Here is a 20,832-nt window from a genome sequence, read left to right on the forward strand (position 1 = left end):
GTCGACACCTGGGCTGATCGAGCGGCTGGATGCTAGAAGCTGCCATCGCTGGGTATGGCGGAGAGGGAGGGATTCGAACCCTCGGTGCAGGTATCCCCACACACACGCTTTCCAGGCGTGCTCCTTAAACCACTCGGACACCTCTCCGCGAAGCCGGCGCGCCCGTGAGGGCGGCCCGCGCCGAGCCCATGAGCGACAGGCCGCTGGGCGCGAAGGCAACACGAAGTGTAACAGGCGCCCCTAGGTCGGTCAACGAACCGCCGGGTTGGTCGAGCCGCGAGCGCGTGGACGATAGCCAAGCCGGATCCGGTTGGCGCGCTGCCGGTCTCGACGGACCGCGCACCGCTGGTCTCGTCTGCCCGCGCACGGTTCCTGGACGACTGACCTCCCGCCCCCGCTCTGGATAGACTCTTCCCACGTGTAACGGAGGCAGCATGCTCAAAGACCGGATCGTCCTACTGAACTCGCCAGAAGCCGTCGAAGCCTTCTTCGAGCGGTACCCGAGCAGCGTCATCTTCAAGGCGGGCACGTGCCACAAGACCATGCAGGGCTTCGGCTTCGTGCAGGAGCAGCTCGAGGGGCGCGAGGACCTCATGTGCGGCGTCATCCGCGTCGTCGAGGCGCGCCCGGCCAGCAACCTCGTGGCGGAGCGCACGGGCATCCAGCACGAGTCGCCGCAGGTCATCGTCTTCGACGCAGGGAAGCCCGTGTTCGCGGTGGACAACTGGGACATCACGCCGGAGGCCCTGACGGAAGGCTTCGGCCGCGTGGCGGTCGGCGAGCCGGTCGCTGCTCCGAGCGCCAAGTCGGGCTCCGACCTGCGCCCGTACCTGGACGTGCTCGAGCGCTACCTCGCCGGCAGCATGGACGACTCGGACTTCGAGCACACCTACACGTACATGTTCCGTGGCGACTCCACGCTCCGGCCGGGCGACGAGGTGGAAGCGCTCAACTCGATCTTCGGCGACGTCGACCAGCACATCAACATGCACCTGATGATGGCGGGCAAGGCCGACAACTCCAGGCTCCGCCAGCGCGCGCAGGCCGCTTACGACAGGCTGAGGGAGATCGCCGGCGCTACCGCCTGAGGGCCGTCAGCTCCGCCGGCGTTCGGCGTCGATGAAACGGTCGAACGCGTTCGGTTCCACCTCGCGCGGCTTCACGGTCGCGCGAGGTGTTTCGTTTGTCTGCGGGGTCCTCGGGGCGTCCGGCTCGGGTCGCTGCGGCTCCGACTCCGTGACCACGACGCGCGGGCGGACGCTGACGCCACCCGGCTTGCGGTCCTGCTCGCCGGCCGCCGGGACGGCAGCGTCGGCCACGGGCTCACGGACCGCTCTGCCGCTGCGGCCCGGCCTGATCTCCGTGGGAAGCGGGGGGTCCATGGGAGGCGGGGAAGGCGCCTGGCTGCCGTGCGCGCCCACCTGGTCGCGTGCCGAGCCGGCCTGATCGTGTGCCGAGCCCACCCCATAGCGCGCTGCGCCTACTTCACCGCGTGCCGAGCCGGTCGGACCGCGAGCAGCGCCGACCCGCTCCGTCGGCGGGTCCGCGAAGTCGATGGCGGGTTGGCTGGTCCTGGGTTCGACCACGATGCGCGGCGGCGAGACCACCGTGCGCTTGGCGACAGGCGTCACGACCGGCTCCCGAGTTCGGGTCTCGCGGGCGCGCTCGGTGCCCCTCGCCTCGTAAGGCTCGTCCTCCGGCTCCGCCCGGCGTTTCCGCCCTACGGCGAGCGCCGACCAGACCGTCAGGGCGAGCGCCACGGCCGCGGTGAAGAGCAGCAGGACCAGGACGGTGAGCGAGTTCACTACATGAGAATAGTCTGCCGCCGACCGGCTGGCAACGCGCGCCGCGCACACGGCGCGGTGGAAACGGTGATGGCGCCCGTCCGCCGGACGTTAACGAGCGGGCGCTTGCACGCGAGAGCGACGCGCCTCCGGTCGTTCGAAGCGCGTCCGACAGCGGTCCGGCGCCGAAACGAGCCACGGCGACTCTCGCGGTCACACGAACGCGGGTAAGTCAGCGCACGCCGAGCAGCGCGCAGAGCCTCGTCGGGTCCACGTTGCCGCCGCTCGCGATCACGACGGTCGGACCCGGAAGCAGCTCGACGCCGCCCGCGCGGCCGGTCGCCAGCAGACGCTCGAGGGCGGCCAGGGTGATGGCGCCGGTCGGCTCGACCACCAGGTGGGCCTTGGTGACGTAGTGCCTTACCGCGCGCGCGATCTCGTCCTCCGAGACGGTGACGATGCCCGCGAGCAGGTCGGGGAGCATCGCGAAGTTCAGCACGCCGATGCTCTGCGTGCGCACGCCGTCGGCCATCGTCCTCGTGACCTGCTCGGCGGTCCACTTACGCCGTTCACCCGCCTCGAGCGACTCCTTGGCGTCCGCCGCGAACTCCGGCTCGACGCCGATGACCTGCGCGCCGGGGACCATGCCCGTGACCGCCAGTGCGACCCCGGAGGCGAGGCCGCCGCCGCCGACGGGCACGAGCACGTTCTTCACGTCCGGCAGGTCCTCCGCGATCTCGAGCCCGAGCGTGCCCTGCCCCGCCACGATCCAGGGGTGGTCGTACGGGGGGACGACGGTGGCGCCCTCGCTCCTCGCGATGGCCGCGGTGGTCTCCTCGCGCGCCGCTTGCGTGTTCTCGCAGCGCACCACCGTGGCTCCGAGCGCGCGCGTGTTCTCCACCTTGACGGCCGGGGCGCCTTCGGGGATCACGATCGTGGCCTTCACCCCGAAACGCTTGGCCGCCGCCGCGACCCCTTGCGCGTGGTTGCCGCTGGAGTGCGCGACCACGCCACGCTGCCTAACGTCCTCCGGCAGCGAGGCCAGGAAGTTCAGCGCGCCGCGGACCTTGAACGAGCCGACCGCCTGCAGCATCTCCGGCTTGACGAAGACGGGGTACCGCGCGTGCTCGACGGTCAGCGGCAGGAGGGGGGTGCGCCTGACGCCCGCCGCGATGCGCTCGCGCGCCGCCTTGACGTCCTGAAGGGTGGGTACGCCTGGGGGAACGACCGCGGTGTCTGTCACGCGTTCAGTGTGGCACGCGGCGCCCCGGGGATGCTCAGGCGGGGGTGACGGACGCCCCTGCTAGGAACGCCGCGAGCTCGGTCGCCGTAGGCAGCGCCGGGATGGCGCCCAACCGGGTGGTGGCCAGGGCGCCGCAGGCGTTGGCGCGTCGCAACACCGCCTCGAGGGCGCCCCGGTCCGTGAGCGCGTTCCTGTCCGCCAGGATGCCCGTGAGGAGGCCCGCGACGAACGCATCGCCCGCGCCCGTCGTGTCCAACGCGGCGACGGCGAAGCCGGCGACGTGGCCGGCCGCGAGACCGTCGCCCGTGGCGAGGTAGTAGCTCGCCCCCGCCGCGCCGCGGGTGACGACGAGGAGCCCGGTCGCTCCGCGGAGGAGCGCGGTGGCCCCGGCCTCGCCCGTGCCGCCGGCGAGGAAGTCGAGCTCTTCCTCGCTCACCTTGACGACCTCGCTCGTGGCGGCCGCGGCCAGGATCGCGGCGCGGGCCTCGCCTGCCGAGCCCCAGCCCTCGAGCCGCAGGTTGACGTCGAGCGACCGCAGCACCCCTGCGCTTCCGGCGACGGCGACGGCGTGCAAGGTGGCCTCGCGCGCCGGTGAGACCGGCAGGCTGACGGACCCGAAGTGCAAGACCTCGGCGTGCCGGATCCGCTCGGCGTCCACCTCATCGACGCGCAGTCGTTGGTCGGCCGCTGGGTGGCGGTAGAAGAGGAACTCGCGGTCGCCCTCGTGCCGGCTCACGAACGCCAAGCCGGTCCGCGCCTGCGGGTCGCGGGCCACGAGGCTCGTGTCGACGCCCGCAGCCGCCAACGTGTCGACCAGGTGGTCGCCGAACGGGTCGGCGCCGACCTTGCCGAGGAACGCGCTGCGGACGCCGAGCCTGGCCGCGCCGACGGCCACGTTCGCCGGCGCGCCGCCGGCGGCCCGGACGAAGGTGCCGGCCTCGGCGAGGGGCGTGTCGGTCTCGACCGCCACGAGATCGATGAGCGCCTCGCCGACGCACACGAGGCGTGGGGCCGCACGGTCGCTCGCAGCGTGGCCGCTCACTCGGTCACCGCTCGTCTCATCACGCTCATGGCGCCGAATCTAGCGCGCCGCGCGTTTTCCCACACGTACTTGGGGCGGCGGAGGCCGTTCACACCACGTGTTACAACATGAGTTCGATGACGGTGGCGCCTCGGCGCGTCCACCGAACGAAGCTGGCAGCACGCCCCCACCCGCGCACGGCCGGGCTCGGCGGGCGTGGCCTAGGTTCTGGCATGCCGCCAGAGCACGCCGAGAACGTCGTAGGTCACGAGGTAGCACTGAATGGATGCTAGCAGCCAACCCGGCCGATTCAACAGTTCGAGTCTGGAGTACCTCGAAGAGCTCTACCTCCGCTACCTGGAGGAGCCTTCCTCGGTCCCGGCGGAGTGGCAGGAGTACTTCCGGTCGCAGCCGCTCCCCGCCAACGGCGCGCGCCCGGCGTTGGGCCCGAGCTTCACCCCCCGCAGCCTCTTCAACCCCCCCAGCGGTCACTCGAGCGTCCGCCTCGGCGAGGCTGAGATCGAGGCCGCCCTCCTGCAGCAGAAGCTCGACAGGCTCGTGCGCAACTACCGCGTCCGCGGCCACCGCTTCGCGGACCTGAGCCCGCTCGGGCGCGACCGCTTCGAGGCACCGGAGCTCGACCCCGTCTACTACGGCCTCTCGGACGCTGACCTGGACCGACCTGTCCTCGCCAACACGTTCCCGGGCGCCGCCACGGTGCGCGAGGTCATCGACGGACTGCAGGTCACCTACTGCCGCAGCATCGGCGCGCAGTTCATGCACATCGACTCGCTCGAGGTGCGCGTCTGGCTGCAGCGGCGCATGGAGGCGACCCGCAACCGCCTCGCGTTGCCGCGCGACCAGCAGCTGCGCATCCTCACCAAGCTGACTGACGCCACGATCTTCGAGGAGTTCCTCCAGAAGAAGTACGTCGGCGCCAAGAGCTTCTCGCTCGAGGGGAGCGAGACGTTGATCCCCCTCCTCGACCTCGCCATCGAGAAGGCCGGCGCCCAGGGTGTCGAGGAGGTCGTGCTCGGCATGGCGCATCGCGGCCGCCTCAACGTGCTCGCGAACATCCTCGGCAAGAACACCCGCACGATCTTCCGCGAGTTCGACGACAAGGACCCCGAGCTCTACCTCGGCAGGGGCGACGTCAAGTACCACCTCGGCTACTCCAACGACTGGGTGACGTCGCAAGGCAAGCGCCTGCACCTGTCGCTCGCGTTCAACCCGTCGCACCTGGAGTTCGTGAACACGGTCGTCCTCGGGCGCTCGCGGGCCAAGCAGGACCGCCTGGGCGACGCGCGGCGCGAGCACGTGCTGCCCATCCTCATCCACGGCGACGCCTCCTTCATCGGCCAAGGCATCGTGCAGGAGACGCTCAACCTGAGCGGCCTCGTCGGCTACCGCGTGGGCGGCGCCCTGCACGTCATCGTCAACAACCAGGTCGGCTTCACGACCGGCCCCCGCCAGGGCCGCAGCACGACGTACGCGTCCGACATCGCCAAGATGCTCCAGAGCCCCGTGTTCCACGTGAACGGCGAGGACCCCGAGGCCGTCGCGCAGGTCATCGAGCTGGCCATGGACTTCAGGAGCGAGTTCAAGCGCGATGTCGTGGTGGACATGTACGCCTACCGCCGTTTCGGGCACAACGAGACGGACGAGCCGTCCTTCACCCAGCCCGTCATGTACTCGAAGATCCATAGCCGCAAGGGCGTCCGCGAGGCGTACCTCGGGCACCTGACGCAGCTGGGCGAGGTCACGCAGGCCGACGCCGAGCGCATCGCCGACGAGCGCCGCGCCCACCTCGAGCAGGAGCTGTCGGTCGCGCGCAGCGGCGACTTCAAGCTGCAGTACTCCACCCTGCAGGGCGTGTGGGACAAGTACCAGGGCGGCGTGGACGAGAAGCTGCCCGACCCGGACACCGGGATCGCCCTGGCGGACGCCATGGCCTGGCTGAACGCGCTGACGGTCGTGCCGGAGGACTTCAACCTCAACCCGAAGATCGCGCGCATCCTCAAGAACCGCGCGGCGCAGGCCGCCGGCGAGGCGCCCCTCGACTGGGCCGCCGCGGAGGCGCTCGCCTTCGCGAGCTTCGTCGCGGGTGGCACCAAGGTGCGCTTCACGGGTCAGGACGTCGAGCGCGGCACGTTCAGCCACCGGCACGCCGTGTTCCACGACGCCGAGGACGGCCACGAGTACGTGCCGATGAGCAGCGTCGAGGCGAGGCCCGGGCTCTTCGAGATCCACAACTCGCCGCTCTCCGAGACCGGCGTGCTCGGCTTCGAGTACGGCTACAGCCTCGACGCCCCGGCCGCCCTGGTGCTCTGGGAGGCGCAGTTCGGCGACTTCGTGAACGTCGCCCAAACGATCATCGACCAGTTCATCGCGAGCGCCGAGGAGAAGTGGTCGCGCCTCTCGGGCCTCGTCATGCTCCTGCCCCACGGGTTCGAGGGCCAGGGCCCCGAGCACTCGAGCGCGCGCCTGGAACGGTTCTTGCAGCTATGCGCGGACGACAACCTGCAGGTCGTCAACCCCACGACGCCGGCGCAGGTCTTCCACCTGCTCAGGCGCCAGGTCGTCAGGCCGTACCGCAAGCCCCTCATCGTCATGTCGCCGAAGAGCCTCCTGCGCCACCCGCAGGCCGTCAGCCCCCTAGAGGAAGTCACCACCGGCAAGTTCAAGCGGGTCATCCCGGACGAGACGGTCGAGGCCTCCGGCGTGAAGCGCATCCTGCTGGCGAGCGGCAAGGTCTACTACGACATCGTCGCGGAGCGCCAGCGGCGCGGCGTGGACGACGTGGCCGTCGTGCGGCTCGAGCAGCTCTACCCGCTCAGGGAAGCCGAGCTCGAGGCGGCGCTCGCCCCGTACCCGAAGAAGGCCAAGGTCGTCTGGGTGCAAGAGGAGCCGGAGAACAACGGCGCCTGGCATTTCATGCTCGTCCGCTTCGGCCAGAGCATGTTCGGACGCCCGTTCAGCCATGCCTCCAGGCCGGCCTCGGCGAGCCCGGCCACCGGCTCCGGCGCCGCCCACAAGGTGGAGCAGGCCGAGGTGCTGAGGAAGGCGTTCGAATCTTGAGAAGCGCAGCGCACGGCGGCACGGGTCGCCACTGGAGGAGTACGAATGGCAACTGACGTCAAGGTGCCCGCCGCCGGCGAGTCGATCAGCGAGGTCTACATCGGTACGTGGTTGAAGAAGCCCGGCGACGAGGTGGCGGCAGACGAGGCGATAGTGGAGCTCGAGACCGACAAGGCCACGCTCGAGGTCCCCGCGCCGGCCGCCGGGGTGCTGCTCGAGGTCCTCAAGAAGGAAGGCGAGGCCGCCGGCATCGGCGAGGTCATCGCGCGGATCGACGAGAGCGCGACTGCCGCTGCTCAGCCGGCGGCGACTGCCGCGGCAGCGTCCGACGCTACACCTGCGCCGGCGCCAACGAACGCCGCCGCGGCCGCAGGCGCGCCCACTGCGGTCGTCTCCATCCCCGCGGCTGAGTCGGCCGCCAAGGAGCCCGCCAAGGAGCCCGCGCCGCAGCAGCACGCGGCGGCGACCGTGCCGGCGCAGCCCGCCAAGACGGGCGCGCGCGCGACGAGCGTCATGCCGGCCGCGCAGCGCCTCCTCGACGAGAACGGCCTGAGCGCCGACGACGTGCCGGCCACGGGCCCGGGCGGCCGACTCCTGAAGGAGGACGTGCTCAACTACCTCGCCGAGCGCGAGCGCGCCGCCGCGGAGCCCGAGCGGCCCATGGGGGCGGGTGGCTACGACCGCGAGGAGGAGATCAGGCCGATGAGCCTCCTGAGGCGCCGCATCGCTGAGCGCCTCGTCTCGGCCCAGCAGACGGCGGCCCTCCTCACGACCTTCAACGAGGTCGATATGAGCGCCGTCATGCAGCTGCGCAGCGAGTACAAGGACCTCTTCGAGAAGCGTTACGGCGTGCGCCTCGGCTTCATGTCGTTCTTCGTCAAGGCCGCCATCGACGCGCTCAAGACCGTGCCCCAGCTCAACGCCGAGATCCGCGGCACCGACGTGGTCTACAAGAACTACTACGACATCGGCGTGGCCGTCTCCACGGGCCGCGGGCTCGTCGTCCCCGTCATCCGCGACGCGGAGCGCCTGTCGTTCGCCGAGGTCGAGCAGGCGATAGCCGACTTCGGGCAGCGCGCCAACGCCAACAAGCTCGCGCCGGAGGAGCTGCAGGGCGGCACGTTCACCATCAGCAACGGCGGGGTCTTCGGCTCGCTCCTCTCCACGCCCATCGTCAACCCGCCCCAGTCGGGCGTGCTCGGCATGCACTCCATCCAGGAGCGCCCCGTGGCCGTGAACGGCCAGGTCGTGATCCGCCCGATGATGTACTTAGCCCTCACGTACGACCACCGCATGGTGGACGGGCGCGAGGCCGTCACCTTCCTGAAGCGCATCAAGGACGCCGTCGAGAAGCCGGCCCGGATGCTCCTGGAGGTGTGAGGTGGCGACCAACGGAGCGGGGGAGAGGGCGACGGCCCAGCACGACATCGTCGTGATCGGCGCCGGGCCGGGGGGTTACGTGGCCGCCATCCGCGGCGCGCAGCTCGGTTTCGACGTCGCCGTGGTGGAGAAGGAGCCGGCCCTCGGCGGAACGTGCGTGCGGGTCGGCTGCATACCCAGCAAGGCGCTGCTCGAGTCCAGCTTCAAGTACGTGGAGGCCAAGCACGAGCTGGCCGAGCACGGCGTGATCGTGGAAGGCGTGCGCGCCGACCTGGCGGCCATGCAGGCGCGCAGGGCCAAGGTCGTCAAGCAGAACACCGACGGCGTCGAGTACCTGATGAAGAAGAACAAGATCACGCGGTACTCGGGGACCGGGCGGCTGTCCGGCGACCGCGCCGTCACCGTCACGGCCGCGGACGGCGGCGTGACGGAGCTCGTGGCCGAGCACGTCGTGCTCGCCACCGGCTCGGTCACCACCCAGCTCAGGGGGGTGGAGGTCGACGGCGACGTCGTGGTGACCAGCACCGAGGCGCTCGAGTTCTCCGAGGTGCCGAGCAGCCTCGTAGTCATCGGCGCCGGCTACATCGGGCTCGAGCTCGGCTCCGTCTGGGCGCGCCTCGGCGCGCAGGTGACCGTGCTCGAGTACTTGGAGCGCATCCTGCCCGGCATGGACCTCGAGATCGCGCGCGAGGCGCTGCGCGTCTTCAAGCAGCAGGGGCTGCGCTTCGAGCTCGGCGCGCGCGTCGCCGGCGTCAGCGTGAGCGGCAAGGGCAAGAAGCGCAAGGCGACGGTGCAGATCGAGGGGCGCGAGCCCATCGAAGCCCAGAAGGTCCTCGTGGCGGTGGGCAGGCGCCCGGCCACGGACGGCCTGGGCCTCGACGTCGTGGGCGTCGCCCTGGACGAGCGCGGCCGGGTCGCGGTAGACGAGGGCTTCCGTACGAACGTGCCGGGCGTGTACGCGATCGGCGACCTCATCCACGGGCCCATGCTGGCCCACAAGGCGGAGGAGGACGGCGTCGCCCTGATGGAGCAGCTCGCCGGCCAGGCCTCGCACGTGCACTACGACCTCGTGCCGGGCGTGGCTTACACGGAGCCCGAGATCGCCACGGTCGGCCTCACCGAGGAGCAGCTGCAGAACGGCGGCGTGGCCTACCGCAAGGGCACGTTCCCGTTCTCGGCCAACGGCCGCGCCCGGGCGCTCGGTCACACGCAGGGCAAGGTCAAGATCCTGGCGGACGCGACCACGGACCGGGTCCTCGGCGTCCACATCCTCGGCCCGCGCGCCGGCGACCTGATCGCTGAGGCCGTCGCCGCCATGGCCTTCGGCGCGAGCAGCGAGGACATCGCCCGCACCATCCACGCCCATCCGACGCTCGCGGAGGTCGTCAAGGAAGCGGCCCTCGCCGTCGACGGTCGGGCCATACATATCTAGGACGGAGCGCGACCGCGGGTAGACTTGTAGGTATGTCGAGCCAAGTGCTCACCCTCAACCCGGAGAGCCCGGCGGGCAGCGACCTGATCCTGCGCGACAAGGCGCTGCACCGCATCGCCGAGGCGGTGCTGGAAGGCCGCCGGCTCAGCCTCGAGGACGGCCTCGTCCTCTATCACACCCGCGACGTGCCCGGTCTCATGCGCCTCGCCGACATCGTGCGGCGCCGCAAGGTAGGCGACAAGGCCTACTTCGTCCACTCGCTCAGGCTGTCGCAGACGAACATCTGCTACGTGGGTTGCACGTTCTGCGGCTTCCAGCGCAAGTTCGGCGAGGACGGCGTTTGGGACTACGACCTCCCGCAAGTGTGGGAGTACGTCGACCGCTTCTGGCACCCGGACCTCACCGAGATCCACATCTCGTCCGGCCACCACCCCAAGCGCCAGTGGGACTACTACCTCGACCTCGTGCGCGGCCTCACGGAGCGTTACCCGGGCGCGCAGGTGAAGGCCTGGACGGCCGCGGAGATCCACCACTTCACGAAGATCACGCGCCCGCGCCTCGACTACCGCGAGGTGCTGAGCCAGCTCATGGCGGCCGGCCTCGTCGCCATGCCGGGCGGCGGCGCCGAGATCTTTGCCGAGCGCGTGCGCAAGCAGATCGCGCGCGCCAAGGTGACGTCCGACGACTGGCTCAAGGTGCACCGCACCGCCCACGAGCTGGGCCTGCCCACGAACGCCACCATGCTCTACGGGCACATCGAGACGCTGGCGGAGCGCCTCGACCACATGCTGCGGCTGCGCGAGCTCCAGGACGAGACGGGCGGTTTCCTCTCCTTCATCCCGCTCGCGTTCCAGCCCGACAACAACCGGCTCGCGGCCGAGCTCGGCACGCGCCACACGACCGGCATCGACGACCTGCGCAACCTGGCCGTGGCGCGACTCATGCTCGACAACTTCCCGCACGTCAAGGGCTACTGGATCATGATCACGCCCGAGCTCACCCAGGTGGCGCTCTCGGCCGGCATCTCGGACATCGACGGCACCATCAAGGACGAGAAGATCGCCCACGCGAGCGGCGCCGTGACCGAGAAGGGCATGACGGAGGACGAGCTCGTGCGCCTCGTGCGCACGGCCGGCCGCGTGCCCGTCAGGCGCGACGCACTGTACAACGAGCTGCATGTCTACGCGTGAGGGCGGCGGGCGAGCCCAGGACGCGGGAACTGCCCAGAGCGAGGCGCAGCCCAAGCCTGCCGGGCTAGCCCCATCTGCGGGAGCGGTCCAGCGCCCCGAGCGCGTCGGCATAGTCTCGTTCACCAACGTCGCGCCGCTCAACTGGGGTCTGAAGCCCTGGGCGTCGGCCGGCGGCCAGGCCGAGTTCGTCTACGGCGTACCGACCAAGCTCAACGCGGCCCTGGCGGCCGGCGACATCGACCTGACCCTCGTGTCGTCCATCGAGTTCATCCGGCACCGCGACCGCTACCGGGCGCTGCTCGACTTCTCGATCGCCACCCTCGGGCCCGTGTACAGCGTGATGCTCTTCCACCGGCCCGGGTGGCGCGACCTGCACGGGGCACGCATCGCCGTCACCACCGAGTCCGCCACCAGCGTGGAGCTGCTCAGGGTGCTGCTGGAGGCCGACGGGGTCCGGGCGGAGCTGGTGCCGACCGCGGGCGGCCTCGACGACCTGCTGGCCGTGGCGGACGCGGCGCTGCTGATAGGCGACGCGGCGCTCAAGGGCGCCGTGAGGCACGTCCCACCCACGCAGGGCGGACCGGGCGGGCGCCCGATCAGCGGCCGCAGCGCCGTCGAACCCGGCCTGCACGTGACGGACCTTGGCGAGGCGTGGTACCGACTGACGCGGCTGCCCTTCACCTTCGCGGTCTGGGCGTCGCGGGAGGACGCCCGCCCCTCCGAGGCGCTCGTCGCCGCCTTCCGCGAGGCGCGCCGCTCGGGGCTGGGGCACCTGGGCGCCGTGGCGGCCGTCGAGGCGGAGAAGCTCGGCCTGCCGCCCGGGATCGTGCAGCGCTACCTCGAGAACTTCAGGTACTACCTGGAGCCGCCCGACCTGGACGGGCTGTACGCGTTCGCCAGGCGCAGCGACCCGAGCTTCCAGGAACGTGAGTTGCGGTTCTGGGAGGAGTGAAGAAGGCTATGGTAGAATGGTGGATGGTGAGAGAGCGTTCCACCGCCTTGAGGGGAGGCGATCATGGCTTTGAACATAAAGAACGACGAGGCGCACAGGCTTGCGCGTGAGCTCGCAGAAGCGACGGGGGAGAGCATGACCGAAGCCGTCGTAACGGCGCTGCAAGATAGGCTAGAGGCCGTGAGAAGGGCAAAACGAGCTGGTGGTGTCATGACCGAGGTTGCCCGCATCCAAAGGTTCGTCGCGAGCCTGCCGGACCTGGACACCCGCAGCCCCGATGAACTACTCGGCTACGACGAGAACGGCCTGCCGAGCTAATCCCGATGGTCATAGATACTTCCGCGATGGTAGCGATACTGCTAAGCGAACCGACTGCCTATCGTTTAGTGGAGGCAGTGGCCGCAGCCACGCGACGCCTGATCGGCGCTCCGTCACTGGTCGAGACCTCGGCCGTGATGCTTGGTCGCAAGGGACCCCAAGGTGACATCGCGCTTAGCGCGCTGCTGCGGAGCCTCGACATCGAAGTTGCTGGTATGACGGAGGGAGCTGCAGGACTGGCTCGCGCTGCGTACGCGCGTTTCGGCAAGGGAGTAGGCGACCCCGCTGTTCTCAACTTCGGGGATTGCCTTGCCTATGGCATAGCGATGGATTTGGACGAACCGTTGCTTTTCGTCGGTGACGATTTTGCGCGAACGGATGTCAGGTCGGCACTATAAACCTCTTTGTCGCGACCTCATGCCTAGAACCTAGGGGACGACTTGTGAAGGGGACGGCGCAGCTTACGGTCAGACGGAGTTTCTGGTCGTTCGTAGCCCTGCTGATGTTCAGCTCGCTCGCCATCGCCCAGACCTCCACCACCGAGACCATGCGACACGCCGGCCTGGAGCGCGCCTACTACCTGCACGTCCCGGCCGGGATCGGCGCCCAGGCGGCCGGCGAGCGGGCCGCGGTCCCCCTGGTCCTGGTGCTCCATGGCCGCGGCGGCGACGGGTCCGGCACCGCCGACCTGACCGGCTTCGACGATGTCGCCGACGAGCACGGCTTCGTCGTGGCGTACCCGACCGGTCTCGACGGTCAGTGGAACTACGTGGACGGCATCCCGGGGTACGAGCTGAACGTGCCGGACGTCGAGTTCCTGCGCGCCCTGGTGGCGGAGCTGACCGCTCGCTACCCTATCGACCCGGCCAGGGTGTACGTGGCGGGCTTCTCGAACGGCGGCTACATGGCCCAGCACCTGGCCTGCAAGGCCACCGACCTGTTCGCGGCGTTCGCGAGCGTGAGCGCGGCGGGGTACGGCGGCCAGCCGACCAACTGCGGCGACCCTGACCCGGTATCCATCCTGTTCATCCACGGCACCGCAGACGCCGTCGTGCCGTTCGCCGGCCTGCGCCAGCAGGGCCCCAACGGCCCCATCACCGTGCTGGCCAGCGTGGAGCAGACGTTCAGCTACTGGGCGTACCGCATCGGTTGCGGCGACGGCATCCGACCGACGGTGCTGCCGAGCACGCTGTCGCCGACCATGGCAGTGCACGTGCTCGAGGCGCTCGACTGCCCTGCGGGGCGTGAGCTGCGCCTGGTCGTGATCGTGGGCGGCGGCCACAACTGGCCCGGTCGGCCGGGCAAGTTGCCAGCCGAGGTCGGCGGCGAGGTCAGCCTCGACGTGGACGCCTCGCGCTACATCTGGGAGTTCTTCGAGGGGCACGCGCTGAAGTAGCCGGCCAGGCGCGGTGCGGGGCGCGGTCCAAGCTCGAACGGCCCCGACGACCGGCTACAACACGTACCGACTGAGGTCCTCGTCCTCCACGATGTCGGCGAGCTTCTTCTCGACGAGCGCCCTGTCGACCTTCACGATGCCCAGGTCGGTGCCGAAGGCGATGTCCTCGAGCACCGTCTCGATGACGGTGTGGAGGCGGCGCGCGCCGATGTCCTCGACCTCGCGGTTGACCTTCTCGGCGTACTCGGCGAGCGCCAGGATGCCGCTCTCCTCGAAGCGCAGGTGAGTGCCGTCCACCGCCAGGAGCTCCGTGTACTGCTTGGTGAGCGCGAAGCGCGGCTGGGTGAGGATGCGCTGGAAGTCGGTCGCGCTCAGCTCCTCCAGCTCGACGCGGATGGGGAAGCGGCCCTGCAGCTCGGGGATGAGGTCGCTCGGCTTGGCCACGGAGAACGCGCCCGCCGCGATGAACAGGATGTGGTCGGTGCGCACGGGTCCGTAGCGCGTCGTCACCTGCGTGCCCTCCACGATGGGGAGGAGGTCGCGCTGCACGCCCTCGCCGGACACGTCGGCGCCGCCCGTGCGCTCGTTGCCCGCGATCTTGTCGATCTCGTCGATGAACACGATGCCCAGGTTCTCGGCCCTGTCGACGGCCTCGCTCGTCACGCCGTCGTGGTCGATGAGCGCGTCGGCCTCCTCGTTCTCGAGGATGCGGCGCGCGTCCCTGACGGTCGTCTTGCGGCGCGTCGTGCGCTCCGGCATGAAGCGCTTGAACATCTCCTGCAGGTTGAGGCCGGCCTCCTCCATGCCCGGCATGGGCAACATGGTCTGGGGCTCGTCCTTCACCTCGATCTCGACCGGGCGGTCCTCGAACTCGCCGCCCTTGAGCAGGGCGCGCATGCGCTCGCGGCTGTCCGTCGCGCCGCCGGGGATGAGGACGTCGAGCAGGCGCTCCTCGGCCGCCTGGCGCGCGCGGTCCATCACGGCTTCCTTCTTCTCGCGCTCGACCATCGCGGCCGCGGCGTGGACGAGGTCGCGGACGATCGAGTCGACGTCGCGGCCCACGTAGCCGACCTCCGTGAACTTGGTGGCCTCCACCTTGAGGAAGGGCGCCCTGGCGAGCTTCGCGAGGCGCCTGGCGATCTCGGTCTTCCCGACCCCGGTGGGGCCGATGAGCATGATGTTCTTCGGCGTCACCTCCGCTTGCACCTCGAGGGGCAAGCGCCTACGGCGGTAGTGGTTGCGGAGGGCAACGGCCATCATGCGCTTGGCCTTGCTCTGCCCGACGATGTGGCGGTCGAGTTCCTCCACGATCTCGATGGGGCTGAGCTCGGCGTTGCGCGTTACGAGGTCGCCAATCACCTGGGGTCCTTCCTCGCCTGGGGGTCGTCGCTGCCGGCGCGCCGCCGTCCAGGCACGGCCGCGCGTCACCGGAGACGGTAACACCCCGTGGGCGCGCGGTCGTGACCCCAGGACGACGTGGTCCCATGGGCGCTGGGTGCCCCCGCGTCACAGGATGATCAGCCACTCGAGCTCGACCTGATCGACGCCCGTAGCGCCGTCTGGATCGGTGACGTACAGCCGCAGGCGCACCGTGTACGTGCCGGCCTGACTGAAGTCGTAGTGATCGGACGGCGTCCAGGACGCGGTGGCGGTCGTGCCCACCTCGATCTCGGGCTGGTCGAAGAGCTGGACGGTCCAGAGGTAGGTGAACGCGGTCGCCCCCTCCGGGTCGAAGCCGGAGCCGACCAACGGCATGGGCGCGTTCACGGCGAGGTCGCGCTGGTGGTAGGTGGGTTGCTCGATCTGCACGAGGGGCGGGAGGTTGGCGGGCGGGTCGACGACGGTGATCGTGACGCTCGCGCTGTCCTGGGCGCCCTGCGGGTCGGTGGCCGTGACGGTGAGGGTGCGCGGGCCGTTGCTCGCGAACGTGGTCTGCAACAGGCACCCCGACTGCGGGAAGGCGTCGGTCTGGACGCTGCTCGTCCACACGAGCCGGTCACAGGCGAGCGCCTCGTTCGGCTCGTTGCGGTCGCTCGCCTGGGCGCGCAGCAGCACGGGCCCCGTGCGGTAGACCGCGGCGCCGTCGGCGGGCGACGTGATGGCGACCTGCGGCGCCTCGTTGACGACGTTGAGGACGGTGGTCCTGGTGGTGGAGGCGCCGCCGGAATCCGTGGCCGTGACGGTGATCGTGCGGCTGCCGGTCGTCGTGAAGGTCCTCTCGATCGACCAGCCCGTGCCGAGCGCGCCGTCGACGTCGGAGCTCCAGGTCACCGTGCAGCACGGGAACGGGTCCTCGATGTCGATCGGCGTGATGGAGAGCTGGGCGGGCAGGTTCAGCAGGGCGGTCAGCGAGCCGGGCAGGTCGAAGGTGGGCGCGACGTTGCCGAGCGCCTCCAGCACGGCGGCGAGGGCGTTGACGCGGCGACCGGCGTCGGCCTCGGGCTCGTGCGCCGTGCGCATGAGGATGTCCTCGACCTCGTCCGCGCCGAGGCCCGGGTCGGCCGCCCAGACGAGCGCGGCCACACCGGCCACGAAGGGCGAGGAGAAGCTCGTGCCGTTCACCACGTGCGCCCGGTTCTCCGTGTGGTCCGGGTCGGGGCCCACCCACAGGGTGAAGGGGGCGTAGATGTCCACCTGCTCGTGCCCGTAGTTGGAACGGCTCGAGCGCTGCACGCTGTTGACGCGTAGACCGCCGACGCAGATGACGCCGGAGTTCTCGCACGGGGTGTACCAGGTGTCCTCCCAGCAGCCCACCAATGGGGCGCAGGTCGTGCCGTCGACGTTCTTGCCGTCGTTGCCGGCGGAGGCGAACATCAGCATGCCGGAGTAGCGAAGCGCGGCCGTGGCCGCCTCGAAGGGCAGGACCGACCACGCCAGGTACCAGGGCACGCCGACGCCGTAACTCATGTTCGCGACGTGGGCGCCCGCCACCCTGGCCTCGGTCAGGGCGGCGATCGAGGTGAAGAAGTCGTAGAGCGTGTATACGAGGACGGGCTCCGCGACCGGACCGGCCGGGCCGGCGCTGCCGTAGCCGTTGCCGGCCACGGCCATGGCCGCGCTCGCGACGTTCGTGCCGTGCCACGGGCAGTCGCCGTTGCCGCAGCCGAGGAGGTTGTCGTCCTCCACCGGGTCGCTGTACGGCACGTTGCTGATGGCCGTCCAACCGCTCGGCATGTCGGCGTCCGGCCGGAAGCCCATGTCCAGGACGGCGACCTTCACGCGGTTGCCGAGCTTGCCGGCCAGGTCGAGCGCGCGCCAGGCGGCGGCCACGCCGATGTCCTGCGGACCGCCCCGCTGGTGGGACGGCCACAGGAACGGGTTGGGCTGGTAGTCGAGGTTGGTGGCGAGCGCGTCGCCGGCAGGCGCCTCGCGCACGTCGCTGCCGCGGAAGTCCGCCGCGGAGCCCACCCAGTTCAGGCCGACGGGCACGCCGCCCGCGGCCTCGTGGCTGCCGGCGGCCAGGAGGTTCAGCCCCGCCTCGCTCGACACGCCGTAGTCGCCCCGTGCCCGCGGCTCCAACTTGCGGAGGTCGGCCACCAGCTCTCCGGTCGACGCGGCGGAGGCGTCCACCCGGATCAAGTACTGGCCGGGCAGGTCGGCAAGGCCGTGGTCCGCCCGGGGGAGGCTCAGCAGGACCGTGCCGTGCCAGCGGGACACGAGGGCCGCCAGGGCGTCCTCGTCGTCCGTCTGCAGCCAGAGCTCGTTGGCGACGAACGTCGCCGGCACCCCGTCGTCGCCCGCGATGACCGCGACGGGCCGCGGCTCGCCGTCCTCGAACGCGGGCAGCTCCGTCACGTACGGCACGAGCGTGGGGTCGACCGCGATCTTCAGCTCGGCGGGCGTCGGGGAGCTTCCGGGAGAGCACGCGGCGAGGATCAGCGCCGCGGCGAGCCCGAGGGCGGCGACCGCCAGCCGGGTCGGAACCTTCAGGGCGTCGAGCGTTCTGTTACGCATGTTGCCTCCTGAGTGGCAGGCTAGCTGCCGGCCGCCACAGGGGCGCCACAAGCCGCGCTGGCGACCCGCAGCTCCTCCAGCAAGGCCTTGGCCCTGGCGCCCGTGCGCTCGTCGCCCGCCGCCTCGGCCAACTCCTCGGCCTCGCGCGCGCAGGCGATGGCGGCGGCGAGGTCGTCTACCGCGCGGTGCCACCTCGCCAGCACGGTGAGCGCGCGCATGAGCGACCAGGTCTCGCCATGCCTGCGGCAGAGCTCGATGCACTCGTCCAACCGGCGGCGGCACGCGGCCATGTCGCCGACCTTGAGCAGCACGATCCCGTAGAGGTAGAGGGCGTGGGTGGTGAGGGCGGCGTCGCTGGCGCGCCGCAGCCAGTTGAGGCTCTCCTCGAGGTGCGCCTGTGCTTCCTCGTACTCGCCCAGGGTGTTGCAGACGCTGGCGAGGTTGTTGAGCAGCGTGGCCGTCGCGCGCGGGTCGCCGAGCTGCCGCAGGATCGCCAGGCTCTGCCGGTAGAGGCGCTTGCACTCGTGGGCGTCGCCGCGCTCGTCGATGAGCGTGCCGAGGTTGGCCAACGCGGACGCCTCGCCCAGGCGGTCGCCGAGCTTGCGGAAGGTCGCCAGGCTGCGCTCCGCGAGCCACCGGCCTCGTCCGTCCTCACGCATGTAGACGAGCACCCCGGAGAGGCTGAGCTCCGCCTTGGCCTCGCTCAGCTCGTCGCCGCCGTCGCTGGCCAGCGTGGCCGCCTCTTCGAGGTAGGAGACGGCGCGCTCGTACTCGCCCGTGTTCGCGAGGAGGTCGCCCGTTACGCGCAGCGCGTCCGAGGCGAGCAGCGGCGAGCCGCCCGCGCGCGCCTGCCCGAGGGCCACCTCCATGTGTCTCAGCGCCCCCGGGTAGTCGCCGTGGTTCTGGCGCACGCACACTGCGAGCCCCAGGTTGGCCTCGGCCGAGAGGCACCGGTCGCGCAGCGCCTCGGCCCCTTCCAGGGCGCGTTCGTAGAGCGAGCCGGCGAGGCTGTCGCGGCCGAGCCGCTCGGCCAACTGCGCCGCGCGGACCTGCGCCTTCACGAGGACCCTCGCCGGGAGAGCCGCGCCTTCGCCACCGATGAACGCTTGCAGGTAGCCGAGCCCTTCGGCGTCGTGACCGCGCAGCGACCAGAAGGTGCCGAGATCGGCCGCCAGGGCGAGGCCGCTCGCCGGGTCCGTCTCCGCGAAGTACGCCAAGGCCTGCCGCAGGTTGGCGTGCTCCGCGTCTAGGAGGCGCAGGTGCTCGAGCTGCTCAGGGCCGCGCAGGCGTTCGTCGCTGCGCCTGGCGAGCTCGGCGAACCACCGGGCGTGCCGCTCCCTGAGCCCGGCCACCTCGCCCGCGAGCGGCGCCAGCTTCGCGCGCGTGAACGCGTACACGTGCTGGTGGCGGTCGAACCGCCCGGGGGCCGGCGAGCGCAGCCAGGCCTTGTCGAGCAGGGCGGCCAAGGTGCCGACGTCCACGCCGGCGACGGCCTCGGCCGCCTGGTAATCGAAGCCGCCGGTGAAGACGGCGAGCCGCGCGAGCGCAGCCTGCTCCTCCGCGCTCAGGACGGTCCACGTGGCTTCGACCACAGCTTGGAGGCCCGCCGGACCGTCCCCGTCGCCGCGTCCGGCGCCGGCTGCCAGGTCGCCGAGCGACGCGGGGTCCGAGGCGATCCGCTCGGCGAGCGCCGCGGCAGGCAGGATGCGCAGCCAGGCGGACGCCAGCTCGAGGCCGAGGGGGAGGCCCCCGAGCTCACGGCAGACGCGGAGCACGCCCGCGGCCTGCGACCTCAGGTCGAGGTTCGCCTTCAGGGCCAGCGCGAGGTCGGTGAGAAGCCGGACGGCCGGGTAGCGCAAGGCTTCGTCCCAGGCGGTGCCGGGCTCCGGCGCGGGCAGGCCGCCCACGGCCAGCGCCTGCTCGCCGGGCAGCCCGAGCGCTTCGCGGCTGGTCAGGAGCAGGGTGAGGCCCGGTGCGCCGGCGACGAGGTGGCCGAGGTCGTCCGCCGCTCCGCGCAGCTGCTCCACGTTGTCGAGCACGAGCAGAAGCTTCCGGTCGCCGATGGCGGCGGCCAGCTGCCGCCAAGGGTCCTCGCTCGGCGGGGCCTGGAACCCGAGGACCTGGCCAAGGCGCGAGGGGAGCAGCTGAGGCTGGTCTAGGTCGTCGAGGAGGGCGAGGTGCACGGCGCCCGCGAACGGCCCGTGTGCCTCGGCCTCGAGCGCGGCCCGCGCCGCCAGGCGCGTCTTGCCGCTCCCGGCGGGGCCGAGGAGCGTGAGAACCCGCGTCTCCTGCCGCCCCAACGCGCTCGCGATGGCGGCGAGCTCCGCCTCGCGGCCGACGAACGGGGTGGAGAAGAGGCCGCGCGTGCGCTGCGCGAGGGGTGTCCCTTGGTCGGGGTTCGGGTCGGCGCCCAGCTCCTCGAGTTCGGCCGACACGGTGCCCGCCAGCTCGTGGTGGCTCAGGGCGAGCAGGCGGTGGAGCCGTTGCAGGCTCTCCGGGCTGGCCGGCGCCGCGCCGGCCAGACGGTAGGCGAGGGCGGCCCGTTCGGCGGCATGCTCGGGCTTCCCGGCGGCGAGCTCCGCCTCGGCACGGCGCAGGAGGAGCGCGCGGTAGCCCTCGGCCAGGCGCTCCCGGGTCTCGAGCACCCACTCCTCGAGCTCGGCGCTCGCCCCTTGGAACGTCGCCCCCTCGAGGAAGGCGCCGCCGTAGAAGGCCGACGCCGCGGTCAGGTCGTCGGCCTCGAGGGCCGCGAGCAGGCGCGTGGCGTCGCACTCGAGCTCGGTCCATACGAGCTTCGCGTCCGCGGCGCAGGCGAGCGGGTCCGCCTTGCGCAGGCGCGTGATAGCCATGGAGAGGCTCTTAAGACCGTTGCCTTCCGGCCATAGGAACTCTGCCAGGTGCCGCCGTGGCTTCCTGCCTTCCAGGGCGAGGTAGGCGAGCATGGCCAAGGGCTTCGGCTGCGTGAACGGACCAGGATGCAGCGCCAAACCACCGAGTGTCGTCAGCTTCGCCATGCGCCAACTCCCGTAGGCGCCAGTCTAGTGCCGTCGAGCCGGTCGCCGTGTGATTGTAGCTGCTTCCCGA

The 20,832-nt window shown here is 71.0% G+C and carries 15 protein-coding genes and 1 tRNA gene; 9 read left to right on the forward strand and 7 right to left on the reverse strand.

Features of this window, described 5'->3' with window-relative positions; all coding sequences use genetic code 11:
- Positions 1–55: 55 nt before the first annotated feature.
- A tRNA-Ser gene (locus tag M9914_00475) sits at positions 56–147 on the reverse strand.
- A gap of 287 nt (positions 148–434) precedes the next feature.
- On the opposite strand from M9914_00475, the gene M9914_00480 reads away from it, so the two are divergent.
- Positions 435–1,088, forward strand: a complete 654-nt coding sequence (locus M9914_00480) for a DUF2847 family protein (protein MCO5172645.1) — start codon at positions 435–437, stop codon at positions 1,086–1,088.
- A gap of 6 nt (positions 1,089–1,094) precedes the next feature.
- Here M9914_00480 and M9914_00485 read toward each other — a convergent pair whose 3' ends face one another.
- The 3 genes from M9914_00485 to M9914_00495 form a co-directional block, all read right to left on the reverse strand.
- The gene (locus tag M9914_00485) at positions 1,095–1,805 is read right to left on the reverse strand and encodes a hypothetical protein (GenBank protein MCO5172646.1); all 711 of its coding nucleotides are present in this window, start codon (positions 1,803–1,805) and stop codon (positions 1,095–1,097) included.
- Positions 1,806–2,016: 211 nt separating this feature from the next.
- On the reverse strand, positions 2,017–3,027 hold the full coding sequence (locus tag M9914_00490; protein ID MCO5172647.1) for a threonine/serine dehydratase: 1,011 nt from the start codon (positions 3,025–3,027) through the stop codon (positions 2,017–2,019).
- A gap of 34 nt (positions 3,028–3,061) precedes the next feature.
- A complete protein-coding gene (locus tag M9914_00495) occupies positions 3,062–4,069 on the reverse strand; it encodes a PfkB family carbohydrate kinase (GenBank protein MCO5172648.1) in 1,008 nt (335 codons plus the stop codon).
- Between the two features lie 261 nt (positions 4,070–4,330).
- On the opposite strand from M9914_00495, the gene M9914_00500 reads away from it, so the two are divergent.
- From M9914_00500 to M9914_00535, 8 genes are all read left to right on the forward strand, one after another.
- The gene (locus M9914_00500) at positions 4,331–7,126 is read left to right on the forward strand and encodes a 2-oxoglutarate dehydrogenase E1 component (GenBank protein ID MCO5172649.1); all 2,796 of its coding nucleotides are present in this window, start codon (positions 4,331–4,333) and stop codon (positions 7,124–7,126) included.
- A gap of 45 nt (positions 7,127–7,171) precedes the next feature.
- A complete protein-coding gene (gene odhB / locus M9914_00505; protein MCO5172650.1) occupies positions 7,172–8,506 on the forward strand; it encodes a 2-oxoglutarate dehydrogenase complex dihydrolipoyllysine-residue succinyltransferase in 1,335 nt (444 codons plus the stop codon).
- A 1-nt stretch (position 8,507) separates the two neighbouring features.
- Positions 8,508–9,938: a dihydrolipoyl dehydrogenase gene (gene lpdA, locus M9914_00510; GenBank protein ID MCO5172651.1), complete on the forward strand. Its 1,431-nt coding sequence runs from the start codon at positions 8,508–8,510 to the stop codon at positions 9,936–9,938.
- Between the two features lie 32 nt (positions 9,939–9,970).
- Positions 9,971–11,128: an aminofutalosine synthase MqnE gene (gene mqnE, locus M9914_00515; protein ID MCO5172652.1), complete on the forward strand. Its 1,158-nt coding sequence runs from the start codon at positions 9,971–9,973 to the stop codon at positions 11,126–11,128.
- Entirely contained in the window at positions 11,115–12,080 is a 966-nt protein-coding gene (locus M9914_00520) for a menaquinone biosynthesis protein (protein MCO5172653.1), read from the forward strand. Before mqnE ends, M9914_00520 begins: the two co-directional genes overlap by 14 nt.
- 63 nt (positions 12,081–12,143) lie before the next feature.
- The gene (locus tag M9914_00525) at positions 12,144–12,398 is read left to right on the forward strand and encodes a type II toxin-antitoxin system VapB family antitoxin (GenBank protein ID MCO5172654.1); all 255 of its coding nucleotides are present in this window, start codon (positions 12,144–12,146) and stop codon (positions 12,396–12,398) included.
- A 26-nt stretch (positions 12,399–12,424) separates the two neighbouring features.
- Entirely contained in the window at positions 12,425–12,796 is a 372-nt protein-coding gene (locus M9914_00530) for a type II toxin-antitoxin system VapC family toxin (GenBank protein MCO5172655.1), read from the forward strand.
- 104 nt (positions 12,797–12,900) lie between these two features.
- Complete coding sequence (locus M9914_00535) at positions 12,901–13,794, forward strand: prolyl oligopeptidase family serine peptidase (GenBank protein MCO5172656.1); 894 nt, start codon at positions 12,901–12,903, stop codon at positions 13,792–13,794.
- A 54-nt stretch (positions 13,795–13,848) separates the two neighbouring features.
- Here the strand turns inward: M9914_00535 and hslU are convergent, their stop codons facing one another.
- From hslU to M9914_00550, 3 genes are all read right to left on the reverse strand, one after another.
- On the reverse strand, positions 13,849–15,153 hold the full coding sequence (gene hslU / locus M9914_00540) for an ATP-dependent protease ATPase subunit HslU (GenBank protein MCO5172657.1): 1,305 nt from the start codon (positions 15,151–15,153) through the stop codon (positions 13,849–13,851).
- A 147-nt stretch (positions 15,154–15,300) separates the two neighbouring features.
- A complete protein-coding gene (locus M9914_00545; protein MCO5172658.1) occupies positions 15,301–17,748 on the reverse strand; it encodes a S8 family serine peptidase in 2,448 nt (815 codons plus the stop codon).
- Between the two features lie 20 nt (positions 17,749–17,768).
- On the reverse strand, positions 17,769–20,762 hold the full coding sequence (locus tag M9914_00550) for a tetratricopeptide repeat protein (protein ID MCO5172659.1): 2,994 nt from the start codon (positions 20,760–20,762) through the stop codon (positions 17,769–17,771).
- Positions 20,763–20,832: the final 70 nt, after the last annotated feature.

The sequence above is a fragment of the Trueperaceae bacterium genome (assembly GCA_023954415.1).
Lineage (GTDB): Bacteria > Deinococcota > Deinococci > Deinococcales > Trueperaceae > JAAYYF01.